This window comes from Pseudomonas sp. GW458-11-26-14-LB4 (genome assembly GCF_059423925.1).
Genome location: NZ_JBWKYU010000014.1, coordinates 49,099 through 60,793 on the forward strand (window position 1 = coordinate 49,099; position 11,695 = coordinate 60,793).

Genomic DNA, 11,695 nt, shown 5'->3' on the forward strand with positions numbered 1-11,695 from the left:
AAGAGTCAGCAAAACCAGGAATACCCCCACAAACTTAACAAGCCTTGCAGAGAACTAAGTTGCGCGACGATTTTGCAATCAAACAGGTCACAGGCCTGGAGTGTATTCATCTGTCCACGACAGAACGCTTTCAACTCGACTGTTTTATCGGCCACTACATAAAGACTCGAAACCTGCGTGACGTACCCGATATCGACCGCATCCTGCGCGCCACCCTCGAAAACTATCCCTGCCACCCGCCGGTGATGGTCAACGAGCTGAATGCCTGGATCGACAAGACCTTGGGTTATCGGGCCTCCCACCCCGATTTCACGCAGCTGGACGATCTTTGATGAAACGAAAAAGCCCCGCAATCGCGGGGCTTTTTCGTTGTGGCGTTCAGGGTTTCAGCGGGCGTTCCTGATCACGGTCGGACAACTCGCGGCTGTCGTCATGCTTCCAGGTCTGCTCCTTGTGTTTCTCCCGCTCGATCTCTTCTTCGCTCGGCTCGTCATCTTTTTCGGGACGTTTCTGCTCGGTTGCCATGTTCACCTCGCTAATGGAATTCATCCATTAAGCGTAGAACTTAAAGCCACCAGCGCAATAGAAAGAAGAACGCCATGCTCAATAGCATGCTAAGCAATGTATTACGCGTGTAGATCACCAGGCCGATTGCCACTAATGAACTCAGCAGATAAGGGTTATCCCACTGCAGATTCAGTTGTTTGTCCGGCATGAACACAATCGGTCCGCAAATCGCGGTCAACATGCCCGGCACGGCAAACCCGAGAAACTGCCGCGCGTTACTGCTCAAACGCACCGGCAGGCGCGGTTCGAGAAACACGTAACGGTTGAGGAACACCAGAATCCCCATGCCGAAAATCACTGCCCAGACCATCATGTGCGCTCCCGATACAGCTTGTTGCAGATAAACCCGGCGGTCATGCCGGCCAGGCCCGACAGCACGAGCGCCGAACCCCATTGCCAGTAGCTGAACAGCACCGAGCAGAACAGCGACACCGCCACGCAGACCACCGTCGGCACATTGCGCACCACCGGGGTGATCAGGGCAATGAAGGTCGCGGCAATCGAGAAGTCCAGCCCCAAATGCTCAAGCCCCGGAATGCTGCTGCCGAGCACGATGCCGGCCAGGGTGAAGAGGTTCCAGGCGATGTAAAACGTCAGACCCACGCCCAAGGCGTACCAGCGGTTGAACTGCTGACGATCATGCTGACTGGTCAGAGCGAACAGTTCATCAGTGAGCAAAAAGCCCAGACCGATACGCCAGCGCCCCGGCAACGGCGAAATCACGTGGCGCATGCTCATTCCATAAAGCAGATGCTGCGAAGTCAGCAGCAGCGTGGTCAGCAGAATCGAGAAAATCCCCGCGCCGCCCTTGAGCATGCCGATCGCCACCAATTGCGCAGCGCCGGCGAACACGATGCTCGACAGGCCCTGCCCTTGCAGCGGTGTGAGGTTGGCTTCGATCGCCATGGAGCCGGCCAACAGCCCCCACGGCGCCGTCGCCAGCGATAACGGCATGATCGCCGCGGCTCCGCGAAGAAAGGCACTGCGCGGCATTAATGAGTCAGACATAACACGCTTCAACCGTGAGACAAGACCCCGGACTCTGCCAGCAAATGCCCGTGGGTGGCTTGAACAATCTTGCGCAGTTGGCGCAAATCCTTCCTTCCGTCAGTCATTTACCGGCGTAACATGGCAACCATTCACACACGCGTCAGGGAGACGACATGCTGTATCGAATAGCCGCCGACGGGCTGGTGCTGTTTCATTTGCTGTTCATTCTGTTCGTGCTGTTCGGCGGGCTGCTGGTGCTCAAGTGGCCGCGGCTGATGTGGCTGCATTTACCGGCGGCGGCCTGGGGCGTGGCGGTCGAGGTGTTGCACCTGACCTGTCCGCTGACCTATTGGGAAAACCTGATGCGCCACGCCGCCGGGCAGACCGAATACGCCGGCGGATTCATCGAACATTACATCTGGCCGATCATCTACCCGGCGGGGCTGACCCCGCAGATTCAGTTGGTGCTGGGCAGCGTGGTGCTGGTGGTCAACCTGCTGGTATACGGGCGCCTGATTCGCCGCTGGAAACTGCGGCGCGCCGCGCGCATTCCGTTTTAACGCGCTTTCAAGGTTTCCAGCCAGGCCGGATCGAGGCGCGTCTGATCGGTATCCAGACCGAGCGCCTCCATCCGCGTCTTGTGTGTTTCGACTTCCCGGTGCAATTGCGCGTGATCGCTGGAGTTACCGTCCAGTTCATGCATCTGGGTCAGTCCCAGGTGATAGAAACGCAGCACCTTCATCGCCACCGGATCACCCTTCTCCACAGCCGCCGCCACCTGATGCATCACATTGGTGACGCTCATCAGGCTGCGCTTGAGCCGCCAGCCGTACACCGCCGGGGCCATCCAGGTCTGGTTCCAGAAACGCCCGCGCAGCAACGCCGCTGTCAGCAGAAATGCGCCAAACACCCCGCCGACATTGAACCGCAGGTTATCCCCGCCCGGCTCGCCGAACAGCGCCACCGCCGCCGTCGAAAACGCCATCGCCAGCACCAGAAACAGCACCGCGATGATCAGCGTGCTGCGCCGGGTCTGCTGGCGATAAGTGATGGCATCGATCGGTTGAATCTCGAACATCGCGACAGGCTTCCATGGCTTGAAATAAAAAGAGGCCGGCGCATTATCGCCTCTGAGGCGGATTTAGCTATGCTGGAGCGCCTTTTCATCTTTTCAAAGTCCAGCGGGGACATGGCGATACCACGCAGATCGTGCCATCTTCATTCATGGATACACACTATTCGGATGCCATTGGCCATGCCGGCAATGACATCGTTTTAAGGATCACTGCATGACCCAACGACACGTAATCAATGCCTCGGTCAGCCCAAAAGGCAGCCTCGAAACCCTTTCCCAACGTGAAGTTCAGCAACTGAGCCAGGCCGGAACCGGCAGCACCTACACCCTCTTTCGCCAGTGCGCCCTGGCCATCCTCAATACTGGCGCCCATGTCGACAACGCAAAAACCATTCTTGAAGCCTACAAGGACTTCGAAATCCGCATCCACCAGCAGGATCGCGGTGTGCGCCTCGAACTGTTGAACGCCCCGGCCGACGCCTTCGTCGACGGCGAAATGATCGCCAGCACCCGGGAAATGCTGTTCAGCGCCCTGCGCGACATCGTCTACACCGAGAACGAACTCGACGCCTTGAGCATCGACCTCAGCACCTCCCAGGGCATCAGCGACTACGTCTTCCACCTGCTGCGCAACGCGCGCACCCTGCGTCCGGGCGTCGAGCCGAAAATCGTCGTGTGCTGGGGCGGCCACTCGATCAACACCGAAGAATACAAATACACCAAGAAAGTCGGCCACGAACTGGGCCTGCGCAGCCTCGATATCTGCACCGGCTGCGGCCCGGGCGTGATGAAAGGCCCGATGAAAGGCGCGACCATCGCCCACGCCAAACAGCGCATTCATGGCGGCCGCTATCTGGGCCTGACCGAGCCGGGCATCATCGCCGCCGAAGCGCCGAACCCGATCGTCAACGAGCTGGTGATCCTGCCGGACATCGAAAAACGCCTGGAAGCCTTCGTCCGCGTCGGCCACGGCATCATCATCTTCCCGGGCGGCGCCGGCACCGCCGAAGAGTTCCTGTACCTGCTGGGCATCCTGATGCACCCGGACAACGCCGGCCTGCCGTTCCCGGTGATTTTGACCGGGCCGAAACACGCCGCGCCGTACCTGGAACAACTGGACGCCTTCGTCACCGCCACCCTCGGCGAAGCGGCGAAGAAGCACTACGAAATCATCATCGACAACCCGGCCGAAGTGGCGCGGCAGATGACCGCGGGCCTCAAGGCCGTGAAGCAGTTCCGCCGCGAACGCGCCGACGCGTTCCACTTCAACTGGCTGCTGAAGATCGACGAAGGCTTCCAGCGCCCGTTCGATCCGACCCACGAAAACATGGCCAACCTCAAGCTGCACCGCGATCAGCCGCCCCATGAACTGGCGGCCAACCTGCGCCGCGCGTTCTCCGGGATCGTCGCCGGCAACGTCAAGGACAAGGGCATCCGCCTGATTGAGGAACACGGGCCGTATCAGATCCGTGGCGACGCCGCGATCATGCAGCCCCTCGATCTGCTGCTCAAAGCCTTCGTCGCCCAGCACCGGATGAAACTGCCGGGCGGCGCGGCGTATGTGCCGTGCTATCGCGTGGTGTCCTGACTAGAAGCGACCAGTGCCCGAAGCGCAACGCTTCGGGCACTCCTTATAAAAAGAGCGAACCATGGATCACATCAACCACATCCTGATCGTCGACGATGACCGCGAGATCCGCGAGCTGGTCGGCAATTACCTGACCAAGAACGGCCTGCGCAGCACCGTGGTCGCCGATGGCCGGCAGATGCGCAGCTTTCTGGAAGCCAACACGGTCGACCTGATCGTGCTCGACATCATGCTCCCCGGCGATGACGGGCTGGTGCTGTGCCGCGAACTGCGCGCCGGCAAGCACAAGGCGATCCCGATCCTGATGCTCACCGCCCGCGACGACCAGACCGACCGCATTCTCGGCCTGGAAATGGGCGCCGACGATTACCTCACCAAACCCTTCGCCGCGCGCGAACTGCTGGCGCGGATCAACGCCGTGCTGCGCCGCACGCGAATGCTGCCGCCCAATCTGCTGATCACCGAAACCGGACGCCTGCTCGCGTTCGGCCGCTGGCGCCTGGACACCACCGCCCGCCACCTGCTCGATGAAGACGACACCATGGTCGCCCTAAGCGGCGCCGAATATCGCCTGCTCCGGGTGTTTCTCGATCATCCGCAACGGGTGCTCAGCCGCGACCAGTTGCTGAATTTGACCCAGGGTCGCGACGCGGACCTGTTCGACCGCTCCATCGATTTGCTGGTCAGCCGCCTGCGCCAGCGTCTGCTGGACGACTCCCGCGAGCCGACCTACATCAAGACCGTGCGCAACGAGGGTTATGTTTTCTCCTTCGCCGTGGAGATGCTCGCCGAATCCTGACGGATTTGTATCGCTCTGTATAAATTCGCCGCGCAGATACGTAACCCGCGTTTTCGGGCCGCAACACCACATATCAGCGATACACCCTCGCGTTTGAATGAACCCACCAGAAAGCACTGGTTCACTCATCTCAAACGCAAGGAGAAGCACCATGTTCAAGTCCTCGAAATCCCTGGTACTCGCAATCAGCCTGTTCAGCGGTTTGGCCCTGGCCGACCTGGCCTCCGCCAGCTCCCAGCCGCTGGTTGCCGAATACGGCTCGGAAAACCTGCAGAAGGATCGCGTAGCCGAAGGTGGCGCGGATCGCTTGCAGGAACTGCGCGAACGCGTGGCTGAAGGCGGCGCGGATCGCTTGCAGGAACTGCGCGAACGCGTGGCTGGCGGCGCGGATCGTTTGCAGGAACTGCGTGAGCGCGTCGCCGAGGGCGGTGCGGACCGCTTGCAAGAGCTGCGCGAACGCGTCGCCGAAGGGGGTGCCGATCGCTTACAGGAACTGCGCGAACGTTCGGCCCGCAGCGTACTGGTCGCCGAGAACCGTCCCGAGTTCGGCTCCAAGTACCAGCGTTACTGATCGTTTGTACCGCCGTTGTCGATTCCTGCCGGGGGCGCTCTGCCCCCGCAGCGTTCACTACCGATAAGCCTTGTTCTCTGACACAAAAGCCCGCTGTTTCCCCACGACAGCCGCCATGGCTCGTACTAAGCTGCGCGATTGATTTGTTCAGGGACGATCCATGAAACGATTTGCCGCCTGTCTGCTGTCCATGCTGGCCCTGACGGCCACCGCGGCGGATCTGCAACTGCTCACCGACAACCACCCGCCCCTGCATTTCATGCAAGGCAATCAGCTCGCAGGATTCGGTGTGGACGTGGTGCAGGCTCTGGCGACCCAGACCGGCGACCGCATCCATCTGCAACAAGTCCCGCTGCTGCGCGCCCTGCGCATGGCCAGCGACACGCCCGACACCGGCGTATTCACCGTGCTGCGTACCGATGCGCGCGACGATCGCTATCAATGGGTCGGGCCGCTGATCGAAGTCGAAACCGCGCTATACGCCCGCGACAATCTCCAGCCTCCCGTGCACAGCCTGCGTGAAGCCGATCACCTGGGCCGGATCACCGTACCGCGCAAATGGCTGGTCTACAGCTATCTGCAAGGGCAAGACCTGAACAACCTCTACGGCGTGGAAACCCCGGAGCAGATGATGCGACTGTTCAGCCTGGGGCGTACCGATTTCGTGGTCTCCGATACCTGGTCCAAAGCCGCCCTCGCCCGCGAACAAGGCATGGAGCCGGGACGCTTGCAGTACCAGATCCCGTTGATGAAACAGAACACCTACATTGCCTTTTCGCCGCAGACCGATCCGGAACAGGTCGCACGCTGGCAGCAGGCGCTGGATACATTGCGGGCCGACGGTCGTCTGGAGCAACTGCGCCAGCGCTGGCTGAGCAATACCCTACCGCGCTGATCGCGCATCAACACCTTCGATAACAACTATGCGCAAGGGTGTTTTCACATCAAACCCCTCCAGCACTACAGTGGGCCCCATCTTCTCCCCACTCTCTGGAGCAACATCATGAAAGACATCATCGCACTCGGCTTCATTGTTTCTCTGATTGGCGCCACCTCCGCCATCGCCGCCCCACACGCCAGCACCCCGGTTGTCGCGGCGGCGACCGTCGGCCAGTCCGGCACCCTGAACGTCGACACCGTCAGCAACGACGCCGAACACCAAGGCCTCAAACTGCAACAGAACGCCGAACAGACCAAACTGTACGTCGCGGAAAATCGCCCGGAATTCGGTTCCAAATATCAGCGCTACTGAGTGATCGGTTTGAGCTGCCAGAAACAGGAAACCCCGCCGAAGCGGGGTTTCTTGCATTTGGGCATCAGCGAACCAGTCGCGCGGCCAGTGCCTTGGCCTGCAACGCCACATCGGTGACGGCGGTGCTTTCCCACCACATGCCACGCAACGGCGGGCCCATGGCAAACAGGCGGTTCGAGACCCGGCCCTCGACATCCAGCACCGCACCGTCCACCTCTGCCGCGATCCCCAGTGCCAGCGGCCCTGGACGAACCAGACCGCGCGCCAGCAACTGCTGCGGCAAAGGTCGCGCGACCCGGCGCCAGTCGTATTCGATGCCGCTGGAATTGATCAACGCCGCGCCCTGCACTACGCGGGTTTCGGCCTCACCGCGAGGGCGAATGAGGATACTCACGCCGTCGCCCGATGCAGGCTCAAGACCCTTGTAAGACGCCGCATGAATGCGCAATCGCCCTTCCCGGTGCAGACGCTCGACCAGTTCCGCACTCAGCGGCGGCGAACGATGGTGATGACTTTCCCACCACGGCCGCACATGCCGCACGAATTGCCGGCGCTGCACATCGCTGGCCTGACTCCATAACCGGCCGATGTGCGCACGCACGGTGTCAAGCGGCGCCTGCCAGTCGATGCCCTGTGCGATGGCGTCGCGGCAATGCCGGCGCAATTCGCGCAGTAACTGGCGTGGTGTGCGAATGCTGTGATCCTCGGCGAGGAAGTCCACCCACGCGGGCGGGTGCCGACGCACATGGGGCAACAACCCGTGCCGGGAAAACACCTCGATCGGCCCGCGATGCCCGGCCTGCTCCAGCGACACCACGGCATCGACCATGGTCAGGCCGGAGCCGATGATCAGCACCGTCGATTGCGGATCGAGCTGGCGCATGGCCGCGACATCCCACGGATCGAGTGCCGCCGCGTTGAGACCACTGGATTCTTTTTGCGGGGTGCGGGCAGCCGGGAACATCCCGGTCGCCAACACGGCAAAAGCCCCGAGCAATTGCTGACCGTTACTCAAGGTGAGCTGCACGGAATCACTGGAGGCCTGAACATCGACCACTTCGGCGCGCACATGCTCGACCGTAGAACCGTGTTGCGCGCCCACCTGCTGCGCTTCGGCGAGACGCTGTTGCACATACACGCCAAACAGCCCCCGAGGTGGAAACAGTTCGCTGACCGGCACATGTTGCTGATCCGACTCCGGCCAGCCGCCACCGGCGATGTGAGCGGTCAGCCACTGGGTCAGGTCATCGGCATTGTCCGGGTCAACGCTCATCCGCGCCGCGTTGCCGTTAAGCGTGTGGCCCAGTTCCACCGCACTGTACGCTTCGCCCCGGCCCAGCTCGGCCCGGGGCTCGATCACCAGAATCTTTCTGCGCCCCGGCAAACGCAGCAATTGCACCGCCAGCATCGTGCCGCTGAGGCCGCCGCCGACAATCAGGATGTCGGCGTGACGCAGTGCGGTCGTATCGGTTTGAGTCATGCCGTTCTCGCTGCAGAGGGTTTGCTCAAGGCAGTGTCATTCAGACGCCGCGAAGGCGTCTAGACGGACGCGACTTTTTTCTCCTGCCGATGCAGCTCGCCGAGGTTTCGATAGACGCTGCCCGGATGAACCTCCGGCAGTCTCGGCCCTTCGCCAAACAGCTTCTCGCGCAAGGTCCCCGGCGCGTACTCGGTCTTGTAGACCCCGCGCTTCTGCAACTCCGGCACCAGCAGTTCCACGGCGTCGATGAAGGTTTCGTGGGTCAGCGCGTAGGCCAGGTTGAAGCCGTCGACGTCGGTTTCGTCGACCCATTCCTGCAACAGGTCCGCCACCGTTTCCGGGCTGCCGACGAACAACGGGCCGAAGCCGCCGATGCCGACCCAGTCGGCCAGTTCGTTGGGGGTCCAGACCTTGTTCGGATCCGCCGTGGAAAACGCCTCGACCGCCGATTGAATCGCGTTGGTGTGCACATGCTTGAGCGGTTCGTCCGGTTTGAAGCGGCTGAAGTCGATGCCGGTCCAGCCGGAAATCAGCGCCATCGCGCCTTCGTAGCTGACCCAGGATTTGTATTCTTCGAATTTGGCTTTGGCCTTGGCGTCGGTTTCGCCGAGGATCACGGTTTGCAGGTTGAAAATCAGGATCTTCGACGGATCACGCCCGGCCTCGGCGGCGCGGCGGCGGATGTCGGCCACGGTTTTCTTCAGCAGCACTTTCGACGGGGCAGCGACAAAAACGCATTCGGCATGCTCGGCGGCAAACTGCTTGCCCCGGCTGGAAGCACCCGCCTGATAGAGAACCGGCGTGCGCTGCGGCGACGGTTCGCAAAGGTGAATGCCCGGCACCTGAAAGTGTTTCCCGTGGTGGCGGATCTCGTGAATCTTGCTCGGGTCACTGAAGATCCGCCGTTCGCGATCGCGCAGAATCGCGCCCTCTTCCCAACTTCCTTCCCAGAGTTTGTAGCAGACCTCGAGGTATTCTTCGGCGAAGTCGTAGCGTGCGTCATGTTCGGTCTGGGCTTGCTGGCCGATGTTCTTCGCGCCGCTCTCCAGATAAGAGGTGACGATGTTCCAGCCGGCACGGCCTTTGGTCAGGTGATCGAGGGTCGACAGGCGTCGTGCGAATGGATACGGATGCTCGAAGGACAGCGAAGCGGTCAGACCGAAGCCCAGGTGCTCGGTGACCAGCGCCATCGGTGGGATCAACTGCAACGGATCGTTGACCGGCACCTGCGCCGCCTGCCGGATCGCCGCTTCGCCATTGCCGTTGTACACGTCGTAGATGCCCAGCACATCGGCGATAAACAAACCGTCGAACTTGCCGCGCTCGAGGATTTTCGCCAGATCGGTCCAGTACTCCAGATCCTTGTACTGCCAGGAGCGATCCCGAGGGTGAGCCCACAGGCCCGGCGACTGATGACCGACGCAGTTCATGTCGAAGGCGTTGAGACGGATTTCGCGGGGCATCAGACGGTACTCCCGATGTTCAGGAGGCGTTTAGCGGTTTGATTTGAAGCGATCATGTGAGGCGACTCCGTGGTTTCCGGATGAGGATCCAGAACCCATAGCAGGAGTCATGCCTGAATACATTTTCTTTATTTATCAATAGATTGAGATAACAACCTAAAGCAGTCTGCACGCAGGATGGAGCAAACTGTTTATCCGCTGTCGGCCCTGCAACAGTCAGATCACCACATTGCGCACGAAGCGCGCCGCCACTTCCCCGTCATTGCGATAGGTGTGCGGCTGGTTGCTGGCGAACATGAAAAACTCCCCGGCGGCGATGCGCTGGGGTTGATCGCCGAGCATCAGCGTCAGGCAGCCTTCGAACACGAAAATCTGCTCGCTCCAGCCTTCGGCGTCCGGTTGCGAGGGATAGACCTCACCCGGTTGCAGGCACCATTCCCACTGCTCCACCGCGCGGGTGGCATTGGCCTTGGATAGCAAAACGGCTTTGCTGCCGGGGATGCTGCCGGCCCAGGCAAGTTCGTTGATCCGGCCGGGATCGCGATTGTCCGGGGCCTGGATCAGATCACTGAAGGCCACTTCGAGGGCTTCGGCGACGCGGTCGAGGGTGGTCAGGCTGACATTCTTCTCGCCGGCCTCGATGGCCACCAGCATCCGCCGGCTGACCCCGGACTTTTCCGCGAGGGCCGTCTGGCTCATGTCGGCGGCGTGGCGCAGGCGCCGGACGTTCTGGCTGACGTGTTGCAGGACCGAAGCCCGCTGAACGGAATCTTTGTGCACTATATTGCTCACTGGCTGGAGTTGGGCAGTATACTGCGCAACATTTGGCGCATTGTGCGTCTCCTCCTTAAAAGTGCGCAAGGTCATGACGTCAGCCAATCCCTCCCAATCTTCCCTGCGGTTTTCCCGATTCAGCAAAGCCGAGTGCGTGCTGGTGCTGATCACCATGCTTTGGGGCGGCACCTTTCTGTTGGTGCAGCACGCGATGACCGTCAGCGGTCCGATGTTTTTCGTCGGCCTGCGCTTTGCTGCCGCCGCGGGCATCGTTGCGCTGTTCTCCTGGAAGCACCTGCGTGAGCTGACCCTGTTCGAACTCAAGGCCGGTGCCTTTATCGGCGTGGCGATCCTGCTCGGTTACGGTTTGCAGACTGTCGGTTTGCAGAGCATTCCAAGCAGCCAGTCGGCGTTCATCACCGCGCTGTACGTGCCGTTCGTGCCTCTGCTGCAATGGCTGGTTCTCGGCCGGCGCCCGGGTTTAATGCCGAGCATTGGCATCATGCTGGCGTTTACCGGGCTGATGCTGCTTTCCGGGCCGTCCGGTGCTTCGCTGAATTTCAGCCCCGGTGAAATCGCCACGCTGATCAGCGCCATCGCGATAGCAGCCGAAATCATCCTGATCAGCAACTATGCCGGGCAGGTCGATGTGCGTCGCGTAACCGTTGTGCAACTGGCGACGACTTCGGTGCTGTCGTTTTTGATGGTGGTACCGACCGGCGAGGCAATTCCGGACTTCTCGTGGCTGTTGCTGAGTACGGCTCTGGGCCTGGGCGCGATGAGTGCGGCGATTCAGGTGGCGATGAACTGGGCGCAGAAAAGTGTTTCGCCGACCCGAGCGACCTTGATCTACGCCGGTGAGCCGGTGTGGGCCGGAATCGTCGGGCGCATCGCGGGGGAGCGTTTGCCAGCGATTGCATTGGTGGGTGCGGGGCTGATCGTGGCGGCAGTGATCGTCAGTGATCGTCAGTGAATTGAAGACCAAAGGCAAAGAGACACAAACGGTCACGGAAGAATTGGAGCACGAGACCGAAGGCTAAACGGGGTTTTACGGCTACTTTGTAGGATTCAGAGACATCCTCGCGTTTGGCGATCCGGGAGCTGGCACGTATGATGCTTCACAAACTTCCGCAGAT

General features: G+C 61.0%; 14 protein-coding genes and 1 pseudogene. 8 read left to right on the forward strand and 7 right to left on the reverse strand.

Going from position 1 to position 11,695, the window contains the following annotated elements; genetic code table 11:
• Positions 1 to 59: 59 nt before the first annotated feature.
• Positions 60 to 332 carry a hypothetical protein gene (locus AC07XZ_RS18935; protein WP_085605099.1) on the forward strand — a complete coding sequence of 91 codons (273 nt, stop codon included), beginning with the start codon at positions 60 to 62 and terminating at the stop codon, positions 330 to 332.
• A gap of 46 nt (positions 333 to 378) precedes the next feature.
• Here AC07XZ_RS18935 and AC07XZ_RS18940 read toward each other — a convergent pair whose 3' ends face one another.
• Genes AC07XZ_RS18940 through AC07XZ_RS18950 form a run of 3 tightly spaced genes read right to left on the reverse strand, consistent with a single transcriptional unit; the run spans position 379 to position 1,575 of the window.
• Entirely contained in the window at positions 379 to 525 is a 147-nt protein-coding gene (locus AC07XZ_RS18940) for a hypothetical protein (protein WP_165369550.1), read from the reverse strand.
• Positions 526 to 565: 40 nt separating this feature from the next.
• Positions 566 to 877 (reverse strand): AzlD domain-containing protein, encoded by a 312-nt coding sequence (locus AC07XZ_RS18945; protein ID WP_164872179.1) that lies wholly within the window; start codon positions 875 to 877, stop codon positions 566 to 568.
• Positions 877 to 1,575, reverse strand: a complete 699-nt coding sequence (locus AC07XZ_RS18950) for an AzlC family ABC transporter permease (protein WP_045121617.1) — start codon at positions 1,573 to 1,575, stop codon at positions 877 to 879. The genes AC07XZ_RS18945 and AC07XZ_RS18950 overlap by 1 nt, the downstream gene beginning before the upstream one ends.
• Positions 1,576 to 1,730: 155 nt before the next feature.
• On the opposite strand from AC07XZ_RS18950, the gene AC07XZ_RS18955 reads away from it, so the two are divergent.
• Entirely contained in the window at positions 1,731 to 2,117 is a 387-nt protein-coding gene (locus AC07XZ_RS18955; RefSeq protein ID WP_007950517.1) for a DUF2784 domain-containing protein, read from the forward strand.
• Here AC07XZ_RS18955 and AC07XZ_RS18960 read toward each other — a convergent pair.
• Positions 2,114 to 2,635, reverse strand: a complete 522-nt coding sequence (locus AC07XZ_RS18960) for a DUF3087 domain-containing protein (RefSeq protein ID WP_102687079.1) — start codon at positions 2,633 to 2,635, stop codon at positions 2,114 to 2,116. The two genes, AC07XZ_RS18955 and AC07XZ_RS18960, sit on opposite strands and share 4 nt — an antisense overlap.
• Before the next feature lie 211 nt (positions 2,636 to 2,846).
• Here AC07XZ_RS18960 and ppnN point away from each other — a divergent pair, with 211 nt between their 5' ends.
• The 5 genes from ppnN to AC07XZ_RS18985 all read left to right on the forward strand — a co-directional run bounded on the left by ppnN (position 2,847) and on the right by AC07XZ_RS18985 (position 6,842).
• Positions 2,847 to 4,220, forward strand: a complete 1,374-nt coding sequence (gene ppnN, locus AC07XZ_RS18965; RefSeq protein ID WP_039766997.1) for a nucleotide 5'-monophosphate nucleosidase PpnN — start codon at positions 2,847 to 2,849, stop codon at positions 4,218 to 4,220.
• 61 nt (positions 4,221 to 4,281) lie between these two features.
• Positions 4,282 to 5,019: a response regulator gene (locus tag AC07XZ_RS18970; protein WP_039766999.1), complete on the forward strand. Its 738-nt coding sequence runs from the start codon at positions 4,282 to 4,284 to the stop codon at positions 5,017 to 5,019.
• 151 nt (positions 5,020 to 5,170) lie between these two features.
• Positions 5,171 to 5,590 (forward strand): hypothetical protein, encoded by a 420-nt coding sequence (locus AC07XZ_RS18975; protein ID WP_102687078.1) that lies wholly within the window; start codon positions 5,171 to 5,173, stop codon positions 5,588 to 5,590.
• 160 nt (positions 5,591 to 5,750) lie between these two features.
• Positions 5,751 to 6,485, forward strand: a complete 735-nt coding sequence (locus AC07XZ_RS18980) for a substrate-binding periplasmic protein (RefSeq protein WP_085746179.1) — start codon at positions 5,751 to 5,753, stop codon at positions 6,483 to 6,485.
• Between the two features lie 108 nt (positions 6,486 to 6,593).
• Positions 6,594 to 6,842, forward strand: a complete 249-nt coding sequence (locus AC07XZ_RS18985) for a hypothetical protein (protein ID WP_039767006.1) — start codon at positions 6,594 to 6,596, stop codon at positions 6,840 to 6,842.
• A 64-nt stretch (positions 6,843 to 6,906) separates the two neighbouring features.
• On the opposite strand, the gene AC07XZ_RS18990 is transcribed toward AC07XZ_RS18985, so the two are convergent.
• From AC07XZ_RS18990 to AC07XZ_RS19000, 3 genes are all read right to left on the reverse strand, one after another.
• The gene (locus tag AC07XZ_RS18990) at positions 6,907 to 8,322 is read right to left on the reverse strand and encodes an FAD/NAD(P)-binding protein (protein ID WP_102687077.1); all 1,416 of its coding nucleotides are present in this window, start codon (positions 8,320 to 8,322) and stop codon (positions 6,907 to 6,909) included.
• Positions 8,323 to 8,381: 59 nt separating this feature from the next.
• Complete coding sequence (locus AC07XZ_RS18995; RefSeq protein ID WP_102687076.1) at positions 8,382 to 9,785, reverse strand: LLM class flavin-dependent oxidoreductase; 1,404 nt, start codon at positions 9,783 to 9,785, stop codon at positions 8,382 to 8,384.
• 216 nt (positions 9,786 to 10,001) lie between these two features.
• The gene (locus tag AC07XZ_RS19000) at positions 10,002 to 10,565 is read right to left on the reverse strand and encodes a helix-turn-helix domain-containing protein (RefSeq protein ID WP_007950529.1); all 564 of its coding nucleotides are present in this window, start codon (positions 10,563 to 10,565) and stop codon (positions 10,002 to 10,004) included.
• A gap of 85 nt (positions 10,566 to 10,650) precedes the next feature.
• Here AC07XZ_RS19000 and AC07XZ_RS19005 point away from each other — a divergent pair.
• Positions 10,651 to 11,599, forward strand: a pseudogene (locus tag AC07XZ_RS19005) (DMT family transporter).
• Positions 11,600 to 11,695: the final 96 nt, after the last annotated feature.